Annotated in this window: 18 protein-coding genes; 14 read left to right on the forward strand and 4 right to left on the reverse strand. The window is 68.5% G+C overall.

Annotated elements, in window-relative coordinates:
• Window positions 1–150: 150 nt before the first annotated feature.
• The 6 genes from ACCD11_RS04490 (at window position 151) to ACCD11_RS04515 (ending at window position 7,002) form a co-directional block, all read left to right on the forward strand.
• Window positions 151–2,466, forward strand: coding sequence for an alkaline phosphatase family protein (locus ACCD11_RS04490; protein ID WP_413312602.1), 2,316 nt, complete (start codon window positions 151–153; stop codon window positions 2,464–2,466).
• On the forward strand, window positions 2,463–3,902 hold the full coding sequence (locus ACCD11_RS04495) for a cytochrome-c peroxidase (protein WP_413312603.1): 1,440 nt from the start codon (window positions 2,463–2,465) through the stop codon (window positions 3,900–3,902). The genes ACCD11_RS04490 and ACCD11_RS04495 overlap by 4 nt, the downstream gene beginning before the upstream one ends.
• Window positions 3,903–3,913: 11 nt before the next feature.
• On the forward strand, window positions 3,914–4,537 hold the full coding sequence (locus tag ACCD11_RS04500) for a hypothetical protein (RefSeq protein ID WP_413312604.1): 624 nt from the start codon (window positions 3,914–3,916) through the stop codon (window positions 4,535–4,537).
• Window positions 4,538–4,541: 4 nt separating this feature from the next.
• Window positions 4,542–5,432 (forward strand): 2OG-Fe(II) oxygenase, encoded by an 891-nt coding sequence (locus tag ACCD11_RS04505; RefSeq protein ID WP_413312605.1) that lies wholly within the window; start codon window positions 4,542–4,544, stop codon window positions 5,430–5,432.
• A 107-nt stretch (window positions 5,433–5,539) separates the two neighbouring features.
• Entirely contained in the window at window positions 5,540–6,115 is a 576-nt protein-coding gene (locus tag ACCD11_RS04510; RefSeq protein ID WP_413312606.1) for a PadR family transcriptional regulator, read from the forward strand.
• A 53-nt stretch (window positions 6,116–6,168) separates the two neighbouring features.
• Complete coding sequence (locus ACCD11_RS04515; RefSeq protein WP_413312607.1) at window positions 6,169–7,002, forward strand: siderophore-interacting protein; 834 nt, start codon at window positions 6,169–6,171, stop codon at window positions 7,000–7,002.
• A gap of 54 nt (window positions 7,003–7,056) precedes the next feature.
• Here the strand turns inward: ACCD11_RS04515 and ACCD11_RS04520 are convergent, their stop codons facing one another.
• Together ACCD11_RS04520 and ACCD11_RS04525 are read right to left on the reverse strand one after the other, a co-directional pair.
• Window positions 7,057–8,034, reverse strand: a complete 978-nt coding sequence (locus ACCD11_RS04520; RefSeq protein WP_413312608.1) for a magnesium and cobalt transport protein CorA — start codon at window positions 8,032–8,034, stop codon at window positions 7,057–7,059.
• Between the two features lie 22 nt (window positions 8,035–8,056).
• A complete protein-coding gene (locus ACCD11_RS04525) occupies window positions 8,057–8,389 on the reverse strand; it encodes a hypothetical protein (protein ID WP_413312609.1) in 333 nt (110 codons plus the stop codon).
• 18 nt (window positions 8,390–8,407) lie between these two features.
• Between ACCD11_RS04525 and mutS the strand changes: the two genes are divergently transcribed.
• The 3 genes from mutS to ACCD11_RS04540 are packed head-to-tail and all read left to right on the forward strand — an operon-like array spanning window position 8,408 to window position 12,745.
• The gene (mutS, locus tag ACCD11_RS04530; RefSeq protein WP_007833760.1) at window positions 8,408–11,056 is read left to right on the forward strand and encodes a DNA mismatch repair protein MutS; all 2,649 of its coding nucleotides are present in this window, start codon (window positions 8,408–8,410) and stop codon (window positions 11,054–11,056) included.
• Between the two features lie 28 nt (window positions 11,057–11,084).
• On the forward strand, window positions 11,085–11,924 hold the full coding sequence (locus ACCD11_RS04535; protein WP_042673444.1) for a proteasome-type protease: 840 nt from the start codon (window positions 11,085–11,087) through the stop codon (window positions 11,922–11,924).
• A 20-nt stretch (window positions 11,925–11,944) separates the two neighbouring features.
• Window positions 11,945–12,745, forward strand: a complete 801-nt coding sequence (locus tag ACCD11_RS04540) for an alpha/beta fold hydrolase (RefSeq protein ID WP_413312610.1) — start codon at window positions 11,945–11,947, stop codon at window positions 12,743–12,745.
• 15 nt (window positions 12,746–12,760) lie between these two features.
• On the opposite strand, the gene ACCD11_RS04545 is transcribed toward ACCD11_RS04540, so the two are convergent.
• Window positions 12,761–14,233 carry an amidase gene (locus ACCD11_RS04545; RefSeq protein WP_413312619.1) on the reverse strand — a complete coding sequence of 491 codons (1,473 nt, stop codon included), beginning with the start codon at window positions 14,231–14,233 and terminating at the stop codon, window positions 12,761–12,763.
• A gap of 122 nt (window positions 14,234–14,355) precedes the next feature.
• On the opposite strand from ACCD11_RS04545, the gene ACCD11_RS04550 reads away from it, so the two are divergent.
• The 5 genes from ACCD11_RS04550 to ACCD11_RS04570 all read left to right on the forward strand — a co-directional run bounded on the left by ACCD11_RS04550 (window position 14,356) and on the right by ACCD11_RS04570 (window position 18,378).
• Entirely contained in the window at window positions 14,356–15,609 is a 1,254-nt protein-coding gene (locus ACCD11_RS04550) for an RNA polymerase sigma factor (protein WP_413312611.1), read from the forward strand.
• A 47-nt stretch (window positions 15,610–15,656) separates the two neighbouring features.
• Window positions 15,657–16,037 (forward strand): YciI family protein, encoded by a 381-nt coding sequence (locus ACCD11_RS04555; RefSeq protein WP_413312612.1) that lies wholly within the window; start codon window positions 15,657–15,659, stop codon window positions 16,035–16,037.
• A 101-nt stretch (window positions 16,038–16,138) separates the two neighbouring features.
• The gene (locus ACCD11_RS04560; protein ID WP_413312613.1) at window positions 16,139–16,942 is read left to right on the forward strand and encodes an SDR family NAD(P)-dependent oxidoreductase; all 804 of its coding nucleotides are present in this window, start codon (window positions 16,139–16,141) and stop codon (window positions 16,940–16,942) included.
• Window positions 16,943–17,004: 62 nt separating this feature from the next.
• Entirely contained in the window at window positions 17,005–17,601 is a 597-nt protein-coding gene (locus tag ACCD11_RS04565; protein ID WP_413312614.1) for a GNAT family N-acetyltransferase, read from the forward strand.
• A 72-nt stretch (window positions 17,602–17,673) separates the two neighbouring features.
• Window positions 17,674–18,378: a response regulator gene (locus tag ACCD11_RS04570; protein WP_413312615.1), complete on the forward strand. Its 705-nt coding sequence runs from the start codon at window positions 17,674–17,676 to the stop codon at window positions 18,376–18,378.
• Between the two features lie 31 nt (window positions 18,379–18,409).
• On the opposite strand, the gene ACCD11_RS04575 is transcribed toward ACCD11_RS04570, so the two are convergent.
• The coding region (locus tag ACCD11_RS04575) for a YadA family autotransporter adhesin (protein WP_413312616.1) at window positions 18,410–20,005 on the reverse strand (1,596 nt) is incomplete at its 5' end.

Genomic DNA, 20,005 nt, shown 5'->3' on the forward strand with positions numbered 1-20,005 from the left:
TAAGTCTTCTGCCTTTTGACTGACATGCGGCGCTCCTAGATTCATCCGCGATCCGCAGTGCAAGCGCAGCCATCGGCTGCGCCGCTGCTTCACGCTCCCCTCCACGCTCGAAAGAAGAAATTGAAAGCCATTCAAAAAATCAGATCCGGCTTGCTGTGTCCCACCCTGACCGTGCTCGCAGCTTCGCTGCTGGCTGCGTGCGGAGGCGGAGGCGGCGGCTCGGGGCCGGTTGCATTCCTCCCGCCGCCCGCGAGCCAACCCGCGAGCCAGCCCGCGGGCTCCGGCAACACCACCTTCAGCGGCGTGCTCGCCGCCACCGCCTTCAAGGCCGGCAGCAGCACCGATCCAGTGATTGCGGCCGGCTACTACGCAGGCGCCACGGTCTGCGTCGACAGCAACAACAACGGCCGCTGCGACAGCGGCGAGCCCGCCGCCGTGACCGATGCCAACGGCAAGTTCAGCCTCTCGCTGTCCGCCGCGTCCGCGCTCATTGCCGACATCGGCACCAACGCGAAGAACACCGCCACCAACGCCAGCGTGCCCAGGCGCGAAGTGCTGCGCGTGGCGCTCGACCAGGTGAAGGAGCAAGGCACGGCCGTGGTGGTGAGCCCGCTGTCATCCGAGGTCGCGCGCCTGATCGAAGCCAACGGCACGAGCTACGCAGCCGAGAAGCAGAACCTGGCCACGCGCCTGGGCGTGTCGGTCGACGCCCTGCTTGCCGACTTCAATGCCGCGGCCGCCAATGTGCAGACCGCCTTGCTCGGCGAGGCCAATGCGCTCAACAACCGCTTCGCCTACGCGACCACCAAGCTTGACCGCGGCGACCTGTACCCCGACGCGCTGGCCAACCCCGGCGGCGACCCGCGCCTGAGCGGCATGGCGGGCGTGACGGTGGCGACGGCAGGCGTCGCGGACAACCGCAAGCCCATCACCTTCCTGCAGGCGCAGCAGGCCGCATTCAACGTCGAGGGCATTCCGCGCTACGACAACATCTTCATCGTGATGCTGGAGAACAAGGCCACGATGTCGATCCTGAACTCGGCCTACGCGCCCAAGATCAACGGCTACCTCAAGGCCGGAAACCAGCTGGTGAGCTACTACGCCACCGGCAACCCGAGCGAGCCCAACTACACGGCGCTGGGCGGCGCGGACGACTGGGGCATCAGCGACGACAGCCAGTGGAACTGCGACGCGACCGGCGCCAATGCGGTGCAGGACACGCCCGTGCCCGACAACACACAACCGGGCCTGGCCAAGTCGCCATTCGCGGCCACCTGCACGCAGGCCGCCGCGGTGAACCACAACATCGTCGGCAAGCCGAACCTCTTCAACGCGATCACGAGCGCCGGCCTCACCTGGCGCACCTACAGCGAGTCAATGAACCCGGGCCAGGACTTCCGCACCGACAGCGTGGCCGACGCCGCCGTCAGCGCGAAGGACAACGTCTACCCGCCCGGCACGCTCGGCGGCAACAACGCGACCATCGGCGACGCCACGCTCACGCTGCCGCTGCCCGCGGGCCTGTACAAGACCAAGCATCACCCCGGCATGGCCTACCAGAACGTGCGCAGCGCGCCCGAATGGAAGTACAGCAACCGCACCATGGGCGGCGGCCAATGGGATGCGGCGCTGAAGAACAGCACCGACTACGCCATTCCCGCAAGCTACGACTACGACCAGCTCGGCACCGACCTGGCCAGCGGCAACGTCGGCAACCTGAACTTCCTGGTGCCCGACCAGTGCGACGACATGCACGGCATCAGCGTGAAGGGCGCCGGCGGCACCGGCACCGCGAGCGACTGCAGCAGCGTGGCGAACAACGTGTCGACCACGGCCGTCTCGCCGATCATCACGCGCGGCGACAACTACGTGGACTTCACGGTCAAGCGCATCCAGGCTTCGCCGCTGTGGAAGAACACGCACAAGCGCGTGGCGATCGTGCTGATGTTCGACGAAGGCAGCGCCACCAGCGGCTTCAATTCCTGCTGCGGCTGGAACGTGGCCAACAGCACCGTTGCCAACCCGATCAAGCAGAACGCGGACGGTACCTGGTCGGTCGATGCCACGATCAACAACTACACCAAGGGCAACCGCGGCCACGGCGAGAGCATCTTCGGCATCCTGACCAACCAGCCCGACGCGCCCAAGGGCGTATCGGACAGCGATGCCTACAGCCACTTCTCGTTCGTGCGCACGCTGCAGGACATGTTTCAGCTGGCCGACCCGGCGGTCGACGGCTCGTACATGAACCGCTCGAAGTACACCGAGGCCTTCATCGCCCAGAACATCATGAACCTGCCGGAGTACGCGGGCAGCGCGGACACGCACTTCGACAGCGTGCGGCCGATCAACCACGCCTTCGTGATCCCGGCGAGCTACACGCAGAAGCAGTCGGGCGACGTGTCGACCGCCGCGCAGGTCGGGCCGGATGCCAACCAGTTCAACGTCTGGTCGCTGAAGCAATGAGCGAAGAACGCCGTTCGGGCCCGAAAGGGCCGGCGGTAACACGCGCCGGCTGGATCGGGCTGGCGGTGCTGGCTGCAGCAGGCGTGGCGGGAGTCGTGCTCGTCTCCTGCGGCGGCGGTGGCGGGGGATCGGTGGCCGCGCTGCCGGCCGCCTCCGCGCCCACCACGGCGGCGAGCTCGCCCGCGGCGGTGCCCGCCGCCGCCAGCACGCTGAGCCTCGCGGCGCAGGCGGGCCAGAAGATGTTCTTCGACAAGAACCTCTCGGGCTCCGGCGCCATGTCGTGCGCGAGCTGCCACGACCCGGCCCATGCGTACGCGCCGGCCAACGACCTCTCCGTGCAGCTCGGCGGCGAGCACATGGACAAGGCCGGCCTGCGCGCAGTGCCCTCGCTGCGCTACAAGGACATCACGCCGCCCTACGCCGACCTGCTGGACAACCCCGACGGCATCAGCGCGCCCGGCCCCGGCGGCGGCTTCGCCTGGGACGGCCGCGCCGACACGCTGGCCGCGCAGGCCCGCCTTCCGCTGCTCGATCCGCTGGAGATGGCCAACGCGAGCAGCACCGACGTGGTGAAGAAACTGCAGGCGGCCGACTACGCACCGCTGGTCGCCAAGGCCTTCGGCGCGAAGGTGTTCGACGACAGCGACGCCGCCTTCGCCAGCGCGCTGCAGGCCCTGCAGGCCTACCAGCTGGAGGACAAGAGCTTTCACCCGTACAGCAGCAAGTTCGACCTGTACGCGGCCAACAAGATCGGCGGCACGCTCACGCCGGCGGAAACGCGCGGGCTGAAGGTGTTCACCAACCCGGCCACCGGCAACTGCGCCTCGTGCCACTACCAGGGCGCGGGCCTGAACGGCAGCTCGGCGCTGTTCACCGACTTCTCGTACGAGGCGATCAGCGTGCCGCGCAACGCGGGCATTCCGGCCAACGGCGACCTGAAGTATTTCGACATGGGCGTGTGCGGCCCGCTGCGCACCGGCCACGCGCCGGCCGCACCCAACGCCGCGAACGGCTTCTGCGGCATGTTCAAGGCGCCGACCCTGCGCAACGTGGCGACGCGGCAGGCCTTCTTCCACAACGGCGTGATGCATTCACTGGAGCAGGTCGTGCGCTTCTACAACACGCGCGACACGCAGCCCGAGCTGTGGTACCCCACCGTCGGCGGAACGCCCAAGGCGAAGAACGATCCCGGCTTTCCGGCGTACGGCCTCGTCACGACGCAGTACACGGGCGGCAAGGTGCAGAAGTACGACGACCTGCCGGCTGCCTACGCAGCCAACATCGACACGCAACTGCCGATGGACGGCCGCGCCGCGGGCTCCGCACCTCCCATGTCCGAGCAGGACATCGCGGACCTGCTCTGCTTCCTGAACACCCTGAGCGATGCGGACACGGCACCGGCCACGCCCGCGAAGCCGGGGGCGTGCGTCAATTGATTTGCCTACACATGAACAACAAGATCCTTTGCGCGGCAATCGGCGCCGCCGCCCTGGCCGCACTCGCGGGCTGCGGCCCGCAGCAGCCCGAAGCCGACCTGCCGAACCTCACGGCCGCGATGAACGCCTACCTCGCGAAGAAAGGCGACCTGTGCCTGGGCAAGACCCAATGGCCCATCGACGTGCCGCAGCGCGAGGCAGGCACGCGCGCGCGCAACGCGGTGCAGATGCCGGTGCTGGAGCATGTCGGGCTGGTGAGTGCGTCCACGGCGAAGGTCGAGAACGACAAGGAGGCTGGCGAAATCGAGGTCACCCGCTACGCGCTGACCGACGAAGGAAAGAAGTACTTTCTGGTGCGCAAGAACCAAAGCGGCCAGGGCGGCCAGGGCGACTTCTGCGCCGCCCACCTGACGCTCGACAAGATCGTCGGCTGGGAAGCGCGCAAGGACGCCAAGGACCCGGCCGAAGTCGTCGTCACCTACACCTACAGGATCGATGCCGCGCCCTGGACGGGCAATGCCGACGTGCAAAAGGCCTTTCCGATGGTCGACCGCGTGGTGCGCGGCGCCGGCACCATGCAGCTGAAGCAGAACTTCAAACGCACCGGCAACGGCTGGGTTCCGGCGGAAGTCTGAGCCGATGGATGCGGTGCTGCGTTTCTCGCCCGCGCTGAGCGACTGGGTATTGCACAACCTGCGCCAGGGCTGCGCCCCCGCGAACGTGATCAAGGCCATGCGCGCGCAAGACATGCCGCCCGAGGCCGCCAGGACCATCGTCGATGCCTTCGTGTTCGCGCTGCGCACCGGAAGCCCGGTGCCTGTCGATTCGGTAACGGTAGCGCCCCTCTACCAGTACGAGCCGCCACGGCTGCCGCCGGGCACGTCGATCCGCACCACGGACCGGCTCGTGCGCGTGGCCGCGCGCGCGGCGCAGCCGGCCATGGCTGTGCTCGACGACGTGTTCGACGCGCGGGAATGCGAAGAGCTGATCGCGCTCGCGAGGCCCCGGCTGGCGCCATCGACCACCGTCGATCCGCTGTCCGGGCGCGACCTTGTCGGTGAACAGCGCAGCAGCCTGGGCATGTTCTTCCGGCTGCGCGAAAACGCCTTCATCGCCAGGCTCGATCAGCGCGTGTCGGAGCTCATGAACCTGCCGGTGGAAAACGGCGAAGGCCTGCAGGTGCTGTGCTACCCGGCCGGCGCGCAGAGCATGCCCCACTTCGATTTCCTGGTGCCGTCGAACGCAGCCAACAAGGCCTCGCTGGCACGCAGCGGCCAGCGCGTGAGCACGCTCGTGAGCTACCTCAACGAGGTGGAGGAAGGCGGCGAGACCGTATTTCCCGAATGCGGCTGGTCGGTGTCGCCACGACGCGGCAGCGCGGTGTACTTCGAGTACTGCAACAGCCTTGGGCAGGTGGACCATGCATCGCTGCATGCGGGCGGACCCGTGCTGCGCGGCGAGAAATGGGTGGCGACCAAGTGGATGCGGCAGCGGCGCTTCGTGGCCGCTGGAGAGGCTTCGGACGGCTGACTCGCGGCGATGGGCGAGCCGCCTCCCGTGCGGTCTAGGGTATCGGTTTGACTTTATTTTAGATATATCTAAAATAATTCCGATACACATCATGAAGGATGCTCGCCATGAGACATTTCCATTCCGGCCATCACCACTGCCGCACCGCCCGCGGCGAACATGAAGACGGCCTTTCCGGCGGGCGCGGACAACACCGCGGCGGTGGCCGTGGCGGCGCACGCGTGTTCGGCCACGGCGGCCTGCGCTTCGTGCTGCTGCAGCTCATTGCCGACAAGCCGGCTCACGGCTACGAACTGATCAAGGCCATCGAAGACCGCCTCGGCGGCAGCTACGCGCCGAGCCCCGGCGTGGTCTACCCCACGCTCACACTGCTCGAGGAAATGGGCTACCTCAGCGTGGAAGCCGGCGACGGCAGCGGCCGCAAGCGCTACAGCATCACGGCCAGCGGCCAGGAATTCCTCGCTGCGAACCGCGAGATGGCCGACGCCATGATGGCCCGCATGAGCGGCGGCGTGGACGGCGCCGGCCCGCGCGGCGGACGGCCGCCGCAGGTCACGCGCGCCATCGAGAACCTCAAGCTCGCAATGCGCATGCGCCTGTCGGGCGCCGCGATGACCGCGCAGCAGGCGCATGAATTCGCCGCGGTGCTCGACGCCGCGGCCCAGCAGATCGAAAAGATCTGAGCCTGCGCCCTCCCCCCAATCTCAACCCGTCCTGTTCACACAGGATTCCTGCAATGACTGACTCCAGTACCTCATCCGCCTCCACCGCGCCCGACCGCATGCCGCGCCGGGTGCGCCACGACCTGCGCTTTCGCCGGCTCACGGTGAAAACCGCGCGGCGCGTGACGCCGCACCTGATCCGCATCACGCTCGCGGGCGACGACCTCGCGGGCTTCACCAGCCCCGGCTTCGACGACCACGCGAAGATCTTCTTCCCTGATGCCACCGGCAAGCTCACGCTGCCCACGGCCGGCCCCGAGGGCCCGATCTGGCCCGAAGGCCGCCCGACCATGCGCGACTACACGCCGCGCCGCCATGACGCGACGGCCGGCACGCTCGAAATCGACTTCGCGCTGCACGAAGCCGGCCCCGCCACGCAATGGGCCGAGCAGGCCAGGCCCGGCGACGTCGTCGGCGTGGGCGGCCCGCGCGGTTCGTTCATCGTGCCGACCGAATTCGACTGGCACCTGCTGATCGGCGACGACACAGCCCTGCCCGCCATCTCGCGCCGCCTGGCTGAGCTGCCGGCCGGTGCGCGCGCGGTGGTGCTGGCGGAAGTCGACAGCGAAGCCGACGAGATTCCGTTCGACACGAAGGCCGAGCTCACGCTCAGGTGGCTGCACCGCCGCGGCACCGAACCGGGCCTGAGTCCTGTGCTGCTCGACGCGCTGAAAGCGATGCAGCTGCCGGCCGGCGACTTCCATGCATGGGTGGGTTGCGAATCGGCAATCGCCAAGGCGCTGCGCGCGCACCTCGTGGGCGAGCGAGGCGCGAACCCGAAATGGACACGGGCCTCGGGCTACTGGCGCCGCGGCGCGATCGCCACGCACGACACGCACGACGAGTAAGGTCTTGCTCCTTCCCCTCCCCGGGGAAGGAAAAAAACCGGGGCAGCCCCGCCCTCACAGCCAGCCGGCGCGCTTGAACCGGTAGTAGAGATAGCCGCAGGTGCCGGCGATCAGCCCCAGCGCCACCGCATAGCCGTAGCGGAATTTCAGCTCCGGCATGTTCTCGAAGTTCATGCCCCAGATGCCGGCGTAGGCGGTGCACACCGCGAAGATGCTGGCCCAGGATGCAAGGCGCTTGGTGACTTCGCTCTCCTCGATGGTGACCATCGACAGGTTCACCTGGACCGCCGTGCCGATGGTGTCGCGCATGGCATCGATCGAGCCGTTGATGCGCCCCAGGTGGTCGCCCACGTCGCGGAAGTACTCCTGGGAACTCATGCAGATCTGGGGCACCCGCCCGCCGTGCAGCTTGCTGGCCGCCTCCAGCAGCGGCGCCACCGCGCGCTTCAGGATCATGCTGCGCCGCTTCAGGTCGTACAGCTGCTTGATCTTGTCGCGCGCCACGCCGCCCTGACCGAAGATCTGCTGCTCGATGGCCTCGAGCTCCACCTCCAGCGCGTCGATCACCGGGAAGTAGCGGTCGACCACCGCGTCCATCAGCGCATACAGCACGAAGCCCGCGCCGTTGCGCAGCAGCTCGGGCTCGCGTTCGCAGCGCTCGCGCACGCCCAGAAAGCCCTGCTTGCTGCGGTTGCGCACCGACAGCACGTAGTTGGCGCCGACGAACACGTCGACCTCGCCCACGTTCGTGCAGTGCTCGCCCTCGGGCGAAGGCTCCACGAGGTGCATGACGACGAAGAGCGAATCGCCGTACTCCTCCACCTTGGGGCGCTGGTGGCCATGCTGCGCGTCTTCCACCGCGAGCGGATGCAGGCCGAATTCCTGCTGCATCTCGGCCAGCTCCCCCGGCGTGGCGTCGCTCAGTGCCACCCAGACAAAGCACCCCGGCCGGCTGATGTATTCGCTGATGTCCTCGACCGGAATGTCGGCGAGCTTGGCACCGTTTTCATAGGCCACGCAGTTGATCAGCATCGGTACCCCACAAAGTTCGCAGTCATAAGCTGCCAATGGTGCCATGCGGGCGAAGGAGTACGCATTCGGGGAAGCGATCCACGGCAGCTTCAGAGAAGACGCCGAGACCCGAGAAAAGCAGGCTCATACGGCGGACCGGCATGTCGTCGAGCTCGGGCAACCGGCTCAAGACGGTCTGGACGCTGGAAATCGAGATCGGCACCCCGGGAATCGCTCTGACGCGCGAGCAGACGATCCGGGTGTCCTGATGGCCCTGCGAAAGGGTGGCGCCGGGCAGGCCACAATAACGGGTTGATCTTTCGCCGCGTTGCCCCCAGGGCAACGCCGGATAGCCTCTTTTCTCCATGTCATCCATGGCTTATGCAGACAACCAATGACGGACAAAACACAGTTGGCGGCAACTGATCTTTCGGGCCACACGCCCATGATGGCGCAGTACCTCGGCCTCAAGGCCAACCATCCGGACACCTTGCTGTTCTACCGGATGGGCGATTTCTACGAGCTCTTCTGGGCCGACGCCGAGAAGGCCGCGCGCCTGCTCGACATCACGCTCACCCAGCGCGGCCAGTCGGCCGGCCAGCCGGTGGTGATGTGCGGCGTGCCCTTCCATGCGGTCGACACCTACCTCGCGCGGCTCATCAAGCTGGGCGAATCGGTGGCCATCTGCGAGCAGGTGGGCGAGGTCGGCGCCAGCAAGGGGCCGGTGGAGCGCAAGGTGGTGCGGGTGGTCACGCCCGGCACGCTGACCGACTCCGAACTGCTCAACGACAAGAGCGAATCGCTGCTGCTCGCGGTGCATGCTGGCTCGCGCAATTTCTGCGGACTGGCCTGGCTCAGCGTGACAGGTGCCGAACTGCGGCTGGCCGAATGCCCGGCCGACGCGCTCGAAGCCTGGATCGCGCGCATCGCGCCGAGCGAGCTGCTCTACAGCGCCGAAGTGACGCCCGCCTTCGAGCAACGCCTGAAGGCCGCGCGCGCCACCACGCCGTTCACGCTGTCGCTGCGACCGGCGTGGCAGTTCGACGGTGGCCTGGGCGAACGCAAGCTCAGCGAGCAAATGGGCAGCAACAGCCTCGCCGCCTGGAACGCGGAGTCGCTCACCAACGCGCACGCCGCGGCCGCCGCGCTGCTGGGCTATGCGGAGCACACGCAGGGCCGCGCGCTCTCGCACGTGCAACGCCTCTCGGTCGAGCGCGACGGCGACCTGATCGAGTTGCCGCCCACCACGCGGCGCAACCTCGAACTGGTGCAGACGCTGCGCGGCGAAGACTCGCCCACCATGTTCTCGCTGCTCGACACCTGCATGACAGGCATGGGCAGCCGGCTCCTGAAGCGCTGGCTGCTTTCGCCGCGGCGCGACCGCTCCGAGGCGCAGGCCCGGCTCGAAGCCATTGGCGCACTGCAGGCCACGGTGCTGGGCGGCACGGCTGCACCCTGGCGCACGCTGCGCGAGCAGCTCAAGAACACGAGCGACGTGGAACGCATCGCCGCGCGCATCGCGCTGCGCCAGGTGCGACCGCGCGAACTGCTGGCGCTGCGCCTGGCGCTGTCGAAGGCGGAACAGCTCGCGCCGCTGCTGCCCGGCGCCGCCGCACTGCTGGCCCGGATCGCCGAACGCCTCGCCCCGCCACCGGGCTGCGCCGACCTGCTGGCCAGCGCTATCAAGCCCGACCCATCCGCGCTGGTGCGAGACGGCGGCGTGATCGCCACCGGCCACGACGCCGAGCTCGACGAGCTGCGCGCCATCAGCGAGAACTGCGACGACTTCCTGCTGAAACTCGAGATCAGCGAGCGCGAGCGCACCGGCATCAGCAACCTGCGGGTGCAGTTCAACCGCGTGCACGGCTTCTACATCGAGGTGACGCAAAGCGCGCTCTCCAAGGTGCCCGACAACTACCGCCGCCGCCAGACGCTGAAAAATGCCGAGCGCTTCGTCACGCCCGAGCTGAAGGCCTTCGAGGACAAGGCCCTGAGCGCGCAAGACCGCGCGCTGGCCCGCGAGAAATGGCTGTACGAGCAGCTGCTCGACGCGCTGCAGCCCTCGGTGCCCGCGCTCACGCAGCTGGCCGGCGGCATCGCCACGCTCGACGCGCTGTGCGCACTGGCCGAGCGCTCGCACACGCTGCACTGGCGCGCGCCCAGCTTCGTGGCGCACCCGTGCATCGAGATCCAGCAGGGCCGCCACCCGGTGGTGGAGGCGCGGCTGGCAGAGAAGTCGTCGGGCGGCTTCATCGCCAACGACACGCAGCTTGGGCCGCAGCAGCGCATGCAGGTCATCACCGGCCCCAACATGGGCGGCAAGTCGACGTACATGCGGCAGGTGGCGATCATCGTGCTGCTGGCTTCCATCGGCTCGCACGTGCCGGCGGCCGCCTGCCGGCTCGGGCCGATCGACGCGATCCACACCCGCATCGGCGCGGCCGACGACCTTGCCAATGCGCAGTCGACCTTCATGCTCGAGATGACCGAAGCCGCGCAGATCCTGCACAGCGCCACGGCCCAGTCGCTGGTGTTGATGGACGAGATCGGCCGCGGCACCAGCACCTTCGACGGGCTGGCGCTGGCCGCGGGCATTGCGGCCCAGCTGCACGACCGCAGCAAGGCCTTCACGCTGTTCGCCACGCACTATTTCGAGCTGACCGAGTTTCCGGCCACGCACCATGGTGCGGTGAACATGCACGTGAGCGCCACCGAGGCGGGCCGCGACATCGTGTTCCTGCATGAAATGCAGCCCGGCCCGGCCAGCAAGAGCTACGGCATCCAGGTGGCGCGGCTCGCGGGCATGCCCGCGGCGGTGGTCAACCATGCGCGGCAAGCGCTGGAAGCACTCGAATCGCAGCATGCGCAAACTCGTGCACAGGTCGACCTGTTCGCACCGCCCCCGGTAGCCGAAACGCCGCTGGCCAGCGCCGTAGAATCCGCGCTGGCTGCGCTCGACCCCGACACCATGAGCCCGCGCGAGGCGCTCGACGCCTTGTATGCCCTTCAAAAACTGAATAAACGTGAACTCGGCGCCGCATGACCGGGCACCGTTCATGCAAGATGAACTCATGACTTACTGCGTAGGCATCAAACTCAACGCCGGCCTGGTGTTTCTCTCCGACTCGCGCACCAACGCGGGCGTGGACCACATCAGCACCTTCCGCAAGATGATCGTCTACGAGCAGCCGGGCGACCGCGTCATGGTGCTGCTGTCGGCGGGCAACCTGAGCATCTCGCAGTCGGTGCGCGAAATCCTCCAGATCGAGGAACTGCGCGAAACCCGCGAGGACGGCACGCAGGGCGACCCGATCACCATCTGGAACGCCAAGAGCATGTTCGATGCCGCGCGCGTGCTGGGCTCGGCGGTGCGCCACGTGTACGACCGCGACGCCGAAGCACTCAAGCATGCGGGGCTGGACTTCAACGTGTCCTTCATCTTCGGCGGGCAGGTCAAGGGCGAGGGCATGCGCCTGTTCCTGGTCTACGCGGCGGGCAACTTCATCGAAGCGACCACCGAGACGCCCTACTTCCAGGTCGGCGAATCGAAATACGGCAAGCCCGTGCTCGACCGCGTGCTCACGCCAGAGACCCCACTCGACGAGGCCGCCAAGTGCGCGCTGGTGTCGATGGACTCGACCATGAAGTCGAACCTGTCGGTCGGCCTGCCGCTCGACCTCGTGGTGTACGAGGCCAACAAGCTCGAGACCGACCGCGTGATCTGCATCGACGCCGACAACCCCTACTACCGCATGATGCACAACAGCTGGGGCCAGAAGCTGCGCGAGGTGTTCGACAGCATCGAAGATCCGGTGTGGGACGACAGCCATACCGAGCATCCGCTGAAGATGCCCGCCACGCGGCACAGCGCGCTGCGCAAGATCTCCACGCCCGACGAAAAACTCATCTGAAGCCCGGTGCGGCTGTGGTGATGCCTCCCGTCGTCTTCTCGCACGGCAACAGTTTTCCCGCGAGCACCTACCGCGTCGTTCTCGACAGCCTGCGCGACCGCGGCTTCGAGGTCGACGCCGTCGAGAAGTTCGGGCACGACCCGAAGTACCCCGTCACCGACAACTGGCCGCACCTCGTGCAGCAGCTGGCCGACTTCGCGCAGCAGCACGCCGGCCGCGCCGGCAGACCGGTGTTCCTGGTCGGCCATTCGCTTGGCGGAATCCTGAGCCTGATGTGCGCGGCGCTGCATCCGGAGCTCGCTTGCGGCGTGGTGCTGCTCGATTCGCCGATCCTCAGCGGCTGGCGCGCGAACACGCTCAATGTGGTCAAGCGCACGCCCCTCATGAAGAGCGTGTCGCCCGGCGCCATCAGCCACCGGCGCAGGAACAGCTGGGCACACCGGGAGGCGGTGTTCGAGCACTTCCGCAGCAAGAAGGCTTTTGCCAAGTGGGACGAGCAGGTGCTGCACGACTACATCGACCACGGCACCTTCGAGGGGGAAAACACGCGCGAGCTGAGTTTCGACCGCAACGTGGAAACGGCCATCTACAACACCTTGCCCCATAACCTCGGTGCCCTGCTGCGCCGCCACCCGCCCAAGTGCAAGGTGGCCTTCATCGGCGGGCGCCAGTCGGTGGAGATGAGGCAGGTGGGCATGGCGATGACCGAGCAAGTCACCAAGGGACGCATCGCGATGCTCGACGGCGGCCATCTGTTTCCCATGGAAAAGCCGCTGGCCACCGCCGCTGCCATCGAGGCGGCGCTGCGCAACCTGCTCTGAGCGGCCGCCGCGCCGTCACTCTTCGGCAACGTGCGCCCCGGGCCGCTTGCCCGAATTCCATTGGCCCCCGAGCGCCCGCTCGATCTGCGCCGCCAGCTGCAGCAGCAGCCCGTCGTTCGCCTGGGCAGCCTGTGCCTGGATGCCCAGCGGCAGGCCGTTGTCTTGCGCGGCCATCGGCAGCGAGATGCCCGGCATGCCGCACAGATTGGCCAGCGGCGTGTAGGCGAAGTTCTGCCAGAGGTTGGCGAACCAGTCGTATACCGATGGGTTCGTGCTGGTCGTGAGGTACTCGCTGGTGCCCACCTTCGGCGTGGGCAGCGCGGTGATGGGCGTGAGGATGATGTCCCAGCGCTGGAAAAAGTCGCCGAAGGCGCGCGAGGTGGTGTTGAACACCGCCTGCATCTTCGCGCGCTCGGTGTACGAGGTGTGCAGTCCCGCTTCCCAGATCTTGATGTTGATCGGCTCCAGCAGCTCGGCCGGCGGGCGCACCAGCCCCAGCCGGTGCAGGTGGCCGTCGATGACCTGCGCGAAGTTGCTGATGTAGCAGGTGGTCTGCGCGTCGAAGGCCGTCTGGAAGTCCACCTCCGGCAGGGCCCACTCGACGTGATGGCCCAGCCCTTCAAGGAACCTGCCCACGCGCTCCAGCTCGGCCACGAAATGCGGCGTGGCGCGGAAGTCGCCCCACTCGTGCGACAGCGCGATGCGCAGGCGGCCCGGGTCGCGCCGGATGAGTTCGCTGTACGGCGCGGCCGGCGACCAGAAGGGCATGAACTCGCCGGGCGCGCCGCCGCGGCAGTGGTCAACGAAGGCGGCCGTGTCGCGCACGGTGCGGCTGTGGCAGCCCTGGATCGACACCAGCCCCGAAAGATCGGACAGCCCCGGCGCCAGCGAGAACACGCCGCGCGACACCTTCAGCCCGATGTTGCCGTTCACGCCCGCCGGAATGCGGATGGAGCCGCCGCCGTCGGTGGCATGCGACAGCGGCAGAACGCCCGCGGCCACGATCGCCGCCGTGCCGGCCGACGAGCCGCAGGTGGTGTATTCGAGGTCCCAGGGATTGCGCGTGACGTGGAAGGCGTTCTCCGCCGAGCTGCACACGCCGAACTCCGGCGTGGTGCTGCGGCCCACGATGTTCAGCCCCGCCCTGCGCAGCTGCTGCGTGAGGAAGCTGTCGGCCGCCGGGCGATGGCCCTGCATCATCATCGAGCCGAACTCCTGCAGCCGGCCCTTCAGCGTGGGGCCCAGGTCCTTCATCAGGTAGGGCAGGCCCGCGAACACACCTTCGGGGTTCATGCCGTCCTTCAGCGGGTCGGCCACCACGTCGTCGAAAACCTCGACGACCGCGTCCAGATGCGGGTTGACCTTCGCGATGCCGGCCGCGGCCTGCGCGGCCAGTTCCGCCGCCGTCACGTCGCCCTTGCGCACGCGTTCGGCCAAACCGATGCCGTCGTGATCAGCCCATTCGCTCCAGCTCATTGCCAACGTCATTTCGCGGTGCTCCATTTCTTGTTCGTCGAGGAAAGTGCGTCCGATTTTGCCGAGCGTGTCGGCGCGACGCATACTCGTGCGTCCTTGGGTGAGCAGGAACGAAGGACAAGCAAGCGCGCCGCATGACCGACGACGACACCGCCTGGATCGCCACCACGTTGACCGCCTCGCGCCCGCGCGCGGTGGCCGCGCTGCTGCGCTACTTCCGCGAGCTCGACATGGCCGAGGAAGCTTTCCAGGAAGCCAGCCTGCGCGCCCTGCGGCACTGGCCCGCGAGCGGCCCGCCGCGCGATCCGCTGGCCTGGCTGATCTTCGTCGGGCGCAACGCGGCGCTCGACGAGGTGCGCCGGCGCGGCCAGCACGAGCCGCTGCCCGAGGACGACGCGCTCGTTTCCGACCTCGACGACACCGAAGCCGCCCTGGTCGAGCGGCTCGACCAGGCGCACTACCGCGACGACGTGCTGCGCCTGCTCTTCGTCTGCTGCCACCCCGAGCTGCCGCTGACGCAGCAGATCGCGCTGGCATTGCGCATCGTCTCGGGCCTGTCGGTGCGGGAGATCGCGCGCGCCTTCCTGGTCGGCGAAAGCGCGATGGAGCAGCGCATCACCCGCGCCAAGAAGCGCGTGGCCTCGGCCGGCATTCCCTTCGACACGCCGGGCCGGCGCGAACGCGACGAGCGGCTGGCGGCCGTGTGCACCACCGTCTACCTGCTCTTCAACGAAGGCTATTCGGCCAGCGGCGGCGAGGAGCACGTGCGCACCGCGCTGTGCGAGGAGGCGATACGCCTTGCGCGGCTGCTGCTCGAACTGTTCCCCGGCGAGCCCGAGCTGATGGGCCTGGCCGCCCTGCTCCTGCTGCAGCATGCGCGCGCCGATGCGCGGCTGGATGCCGGCGGCATGGTCGTGCTGCTCGAAGACCAGGACCGCGCACGCTGGAACCGCGCGCTCGTCGCCGAGGGGCTGGCACTGGTCGAAGGCGCGCTGCGGCAGCGCAGGCCCGGCCCCTACCAGCTGCAGGCCGCCATCGCCGCCACCCACGCGCAGGCCGCGCACGCCGGGGACACGGACTGGGCCGAGATCGACCGCCTCTACGCCGCGCTCGAAACCCTGCAGCCATCGCCCGTCGTCACGCTGAACCGCGCGGTGGCGGTGCACAAGCTGCACGGGCCGCAGACCGCGCTGGCGCTGACCGAACCGCTGGCCGGCGCGCTCGACGGCTACTTCCACTTCCACGGCCTGCAGGGCGCGCTGCTGATGCAGCTGGAGCGCGCCGACGAAGCCCGCGCCGCCTTCGCACGCGCCCTCGGCATGGCCCGCACGGCAGCGGAGGCCGCGCACATCCGCACGATGCTCGACCGCCTGGGCTCGCCCGGCTGACTCCATCCATCCCACCCGCCACGAACCACGGAAAGAAAAGGAAGACCATGCTCTATTCCATCCTCATCTACGGCTCCGAATCCGCGGTGGCCGCCTGGGAGCCCGGCGTCGAAGAGGAAATGCTCGAACGCCACACCGACCTGCGCGAAGACCTGCACTCGCAGGGCCGGCTCGGCACCGTGCTGCGGCTGATGCCGAACGTGGCGACCACGGTGCGCCGCGCGGGCGACATGCACCCTCTGGTCACCGACGGCCCCTTCGCCGAGACGAAGGAGCAGCTCATGGGCATCTACATCGTGGAGTGCGAGTCGGTCGAGGATGCCACCCACGCCGCGCACCGGCTGGCCTTCGAGGGCGGGGTGTTCGAGATCAGGCCGGTCACCTGGTACGACCCGGGCGTGATTGCGGCGCGCATTCCGCAGGTCTGAAAAAAGAGGAAAAACTTCCGCGGCGATGTCGGATCGGACCGCCGCCCCGCGTCCTTGGATGGAACGCCCGCATGTCGCGGGCGGCAATCCGAGGAGAAACGATGTCGCAGACGTTCAGGAACAAGTGCGTGGTGGTTCACGGTGGCAGCGGTGCCATCGGCGGCGCGGTGGCCCGCGCCTTCGCGCGTGAAGGCGCCAGGGTGTTCATCACGGGGCGAGACCGCTCCAGGCTCGATGCGGCAGTGCGGACCATCGAAACCGAGGGCGGACGCGCCGAGGCCGACGTGGTCGATGCGCTCGACGAGCAGGCCATGATCCGCCACGCCGCCGAGGTGGCCGAACGCGCCGGCGGCATCGACATCGCGCTCGACGCCATCGGCGTGATGCACGTGCAGGGCACGCCGCTCGCGGCGCTGCCGCTGGAAGACTTCTTTCTGCCCGTGCAGGCCTACACCCGCGGCTGCTTTCTCACGGCCAAGGCCGTGGCGCCGCACATGGCGAAGCGCGGCGGCGGCGTGATTCTTTCGGTGTCCACGCCAGCCTCGCGCCTGCCGGGGCCGGGTTACCTGGGCCACGCGGTGGCCTGCGCGGGCGTGGAGGCGCTTTCGCGCCACATGGCGGGCGAGCTGGCGGCCTTCAACATCCGCACCGTGTGCATCCGCTCGCACGCCATTCCCGAGGCGGTGACGGCAGGCTCGCACGCCCGCGAGGTGTTCCGCCCGGCCGCCGAGAGCATGGGGCTCACGGTGGAGCAGATGCTCGCGGCCAAGCCGCCCGGCCTGCTGGTGCAGCGTCTGCCCTCGCTCGACCAGATGGCGGCCGCCGCACTGTTCGCGGCCTCCGAAGGTGCGGGCGCGATGACGGGCGCTGTGCTGAACCTGAGCGGGGGTGTCACGCTGGACTAAGGTGTGGTCAGGGCGGGCTCCCTAGAATCGCCCGGGTCATTCCCGAACCTCGCCGATTCCGCATGCAGCCTGAATTTCCGTCAGCGCCCGCGCTGGCCGACGCACTGATCGTCGACCCGTTCTATCTCGCGATCTCCGTCGATTTCGAGCACGACATGCCGCAGCGCAAGGCGGTGCTCGCCAACTACTTCGCCTACTCGCTGGGCGAGGCCGCGCGCACTGGCCGCTACCTCGCCGCCGAAGACGCCCGGCTCGGGGCGGCGGCCTGGCTGCTGCCTCGCGCCGATGCGATCGATGCGGCCGAGTCGGCGGCGAAGAGCGACTACCTCGCCAGCGCGCTGGGCGCGCGGGGCCTCGGCAACTACCGCCGCATCGTCGATTTCATGGCCGCGCGCTCGCCGGCCGTGGCGCCGGCGCATGCCTGGTACCTGTCGATCCTCGGCATCTCGCCCGATGCACAGGGGCGCGGGCTGGGCGCACAGCTGCTGGCGCCCACGCTGGCCGAGGCCGACGCGGCGGGCGTGCCCTGCTTCCTGGAAACCTTCACGCCGCGCAGCGTGGCCTTCTACGAGCGGCTGGGCTTCCGCGGCGAGGCGGAGCACCTGGAGCCGGTCACGAATTCGACTTACCTGATCATGTGCAGGCCTACCCGACAATAGTTGGCAACAAGTCTGGAAAAATAAGCAAATACCTTGCGCCCGGCTCGCCGGCCTGGCCGAAGAATCCGCCGCATGCCCCCCTTTCCGACCGAAGACGCCGAACCCGTTTCGCTGAGCCCCACGCTGATCGTCGAGGACGAGCCGGCCATGCAGGAGCGTCTGCGCTACGTGCTGTCCACCCTCGGCTGCGACGAGAACCTCATTTCGGTGACCGACAGCGTCGCCGGCGCCCGGCAACTGCTCGACAAACAGGGCTACGGCGTGGTGCTGGTGGACATCGGCCTGCCCGACGGCAGCGGGGTCGAGCTCATCGGCTGGCTGCAGGCGCACCACCCGGGCGTTCCGGCGGTGGTGATCTCGGCCTGGCGCACGGAGGAAATCATCTTCGCAGCCCTGCGCGCAGGCGCCATCGGCTACCTGCTCAAGGAGCGCGACGACATCGAGCTGGGCATCGCGCTGCGCAGCATCGAACAGGGTGGCGCGCCCATCGACCCGAGCATCGCCCGCCACATCCTCGCCTGGCTGGCGACGCACCAGCCGCCGCCGGCCGAAGCGGCGGTGCAGGCCTCCGGCAAAGCACCGGCCGCGCTCACGCGCCGGGAGCGCAAGATACTGGAGCTCGTCTCGCAAGGCCTGAGCAACCGCGACATGGCCGAATCACTGTCGATCTCCAGGCTGACCGTGGAATGCCACACCAAGAACATCTACCGCAAGCTGGCCGTCAGCTCGCGCACCGAAGCCGTCTTCGAGGGCCGGCGGCACGGCTTGCTGCGCTGACCTGGCCCGCGCCGGCCTTCTTCCCTGCCCTTCACCATGCATAGCCCGCCTGAACGCGGGCGGCAATGCGGTTGCTGCTGCCGCTGCTGGTGGCCGTGGATACACCCAGCCCCAGGTTCAGGTTGTCGTTGACCTGGTAGCCGAAAGCGAAGCCGATGGCGGATGCGCCGGCGTAGTTGCCCGCGGCGGCCCCCATCCACTTCCTGCCTGCCGCAAGCGTCGGCATGGAGGGCATGGCGAGCGCCGCTGCAATGCCCTTTGCGGCAAAGGCATTCGCCTGGCTGGTCGCGCTGCTCACCGCCTGCTGCATTTGGTTGACGTTGATGGCGTCGGTGCCCAGCACGCCGGGTGCGACATTCGCAATGCCGCGCAACTGCCCGGTGGCCGCGTTGCCCACCGACACGGTGTTGTCGCGATCGGCCACCGAGCCCTGGCCCAGCGCGACCGCATTGCTGCCCGAAGCCAGCGTGTTGGCCCCGAGCGCCACGGCGTTGTTGCCGGTGGCCACCGCGTTGTTGCCCACGGCGGTGGTGGGATCGGCCAGCGCCCTGGCGCCTGCACCGATGGCGACCGAGCCGGCATGGCGGGCCTCGGCGCCGCTGCCGACGGCGGTGGTGCTGTCCCCGTTGGCCGTGGCATTGGTGCCCATCGCCGTGGCGCCCGCACCGGTGGCCTTGCTGCCCGTGCCGCAGGTCACGCTGCCTCCGCTGAAGCTGCACAGGCCGTTGGCGAAGGCCTGATTCATGACGCTCTGCAATGCGGCCACCTGCTGCACCGTGAAGCTGTTGGAGGTCGCCACGGCGCCTTGCTCGGCCTGCTGGACCTGCCCGACGTTGGCGGCATCCGTCATGGCCGTGCCGGCGCGAACGTTGCTGAGCGTGGTTCCCGCGCCGCCGTTGGCATTCAGGCTGACGGTCGCGCCACCCGGACCGTACTGGACCGAGTTGTTCGCCACGCCCAAGGCAGTATTCGCCGTGCCCTGGGCCGCTGCTGCCGCGGCCTGGGCTCCGTTGGCCGTGGTCTGGGCCGTGCTCGCGTTGGCGAGCGCGGTGTTCGCCGTTCCTTGGGCAGCAACAGCCACTGTCTGGGCTCCGTTCGCCATGGCCTGTGCCGTACCTGCATTGGCAAGGGCGGTGTCGGCGGTCTCTCGCACCGAGTACAGCTGGCCGCCGTTGACCGCGTCGGTGCTCGTGGCAGTCACCGATCCCGCACTGACGTTGATCAGGCCGCGCGTTTGGCCGGTGGACCCGAAGGAGACCGTATTGGCCGCCGTGGCAACGGAGTTCGCGCCGATGGCCACGCTGCCGCTCGCACCGCCTTCGACCCGACTGCCCGAGCCGATCGCCACACCGCCTGTCGCAAGCGCCGCCGCGCCCGAAGCGCCACCGTTCGCGCCGCCGATCGCCGTGCTGCCGTTGCCGGACGCCAATGCGCCCTGGTTGGTGCCCGCGGCGCTTCCGATGGCGACCGCCGAGTTGCCCGTAGCCTGCGCACCGCTGCCGCCGGTCTGGCCGCCGAAGCCGCAGCAGCCGTCAATGCCGGCGGCGCCAGCGCCGACGGCAATGGCGCCGAAGGACGTGGCCTGGGCGCCGCTTCCCCCTGCCCCGCCCGTGCCACCCGCAGAACC

The organism is Variovorax sp. Varisp36 (assembly GCF_047304235.1).
In the GTDB taxonomy this organism is placed as follows: Bacteria; Pseudomonadota; Gammaproteobacteria; order Burkholderiales; family Burkholderiaceae_C; genus Variovorax.

What these genes read in the sequence shown, in the direction of transcription:
- ACCD11_RS04570 (WP_413312615.1), top strand. Translation starts at nt 17,674, where the DNA reads ATGCCCCCCTTTCCGACCGAAGACGCCGAACCCGTTTCGCTGAGCCCC.
- ACCD11_RS04550 (WP_413312611.1), top strand. Translation starts at nt 14,356, where the DNA reads ATGACCGACGACGACACCGCCTGGATCGCCACCACGTTGACCGCCTCG.
- ACCD11_RS04560 (WP_413312613.1), top strand. Translation starts at nt 16,139, where the DNA reads ATGTCGCAGACGTTCAGGAACAAGTGCGTGGTGGTTCACGGTGGCAGC.
- ACCD11_RS04510 (WP_413312606.1), top strand. Translation starts at nt 5,540, where the DNA reads ATGAGACATTTCCATTCCGGCCATCACCACTGCCGCACCGCCCGCGGC.
- ACCD11_RS04565 (WP_413312614.1), top strand. Translation starts at nt 17,005, where the DNA reads ATGCAGCCTGAATTTCCGTCAGCGCCCGCGCTGGCCGACGCACTGATC.
- ACCD11_RS04495 (WP_413312603.1), top strand. Translation starts at nt 2,463, where the DNA reads ATGAGCGAAGAACGCCGTTCGGGCCCGAAAGGGCCGGCGGTAACACGC.
- ACCD11_RS04515 (WP_413312607.1), top strand. Translation starts at nt 6,169, where the DNA reads ATGACTGACTCCAGTACCTCATCCGCCTCCACCGCGCCCGACCGCATG.
- ACCD11_RS04525 (WP_413312609.1), bottom strand. Translation starts at nt 8,389, where the DNA reads ATGGATGACATGGAGAAAAGAGGCTATCCGGCGTTGCCCTGGGGGCAA.
- ACCD11_RS04545 (WP_413312619.1), bottom strand. Translation starts at nt 14,233, where the DNA reads ATGACGTTGGCAATGAGCTGGAGCGAATGGGCTGATCACGACGGCATC.
- mutS (WP_007833760.1), top strand. Translation starts at nt 8,408, where the DNA reads ATGACGGACAAAACACAGTTGGCGGCAACTGATCTTTCGGGCCACACG.
- ACCD11_RS04520 (WP_413312608.1), bottom strand. Translation starts at nt 8,034, where the DNA reads ATGCTGATCAACTGCGTGGCCTATGAAAACGGTGCCAAGCTCGCCGAC.
- ACCD11_RS04535 (WP_042673444.1), top strand. Translation starts at nt 11,085, where the DNA reads ATGACTTACTGCGTAGGCATCAAACTCAACGCCGGCCTGGTGTTTCTC.
- ACCD11_RS04500 (WP_413312604.1), top strand. Translation starts at nt 3,914, where the DNA reads ATGAACAACAAGATCCTTTGCGCGGCAATCGGCGCCGCCGCCCTGGCC.
- ACCD11_RS04555 (WP_413312612.1), top strand. Translation starts at nt 15,657, where the DNA reads ATGCTCTATTCCATCCTCATCTACGGCTCCGAATCCGCGGTGGCCGCC.
- ACCD11_RS04505 (WP_413312605.1), top strand. Translation starts at nt 4,542, where the DNA reads ATGGATGCGGTGCTGCGTTTCTCGCCCGCGCTGAGCGACTGGGTATTG.
- ACCD11_RS04540 (WP_413312610.1), top strand. Translation starts at nt 11,945, where the DNA reads ATGCCTCCCGTCGTCTTCTCGCACGGCAACAGTTTTCCCGCGAGCACC.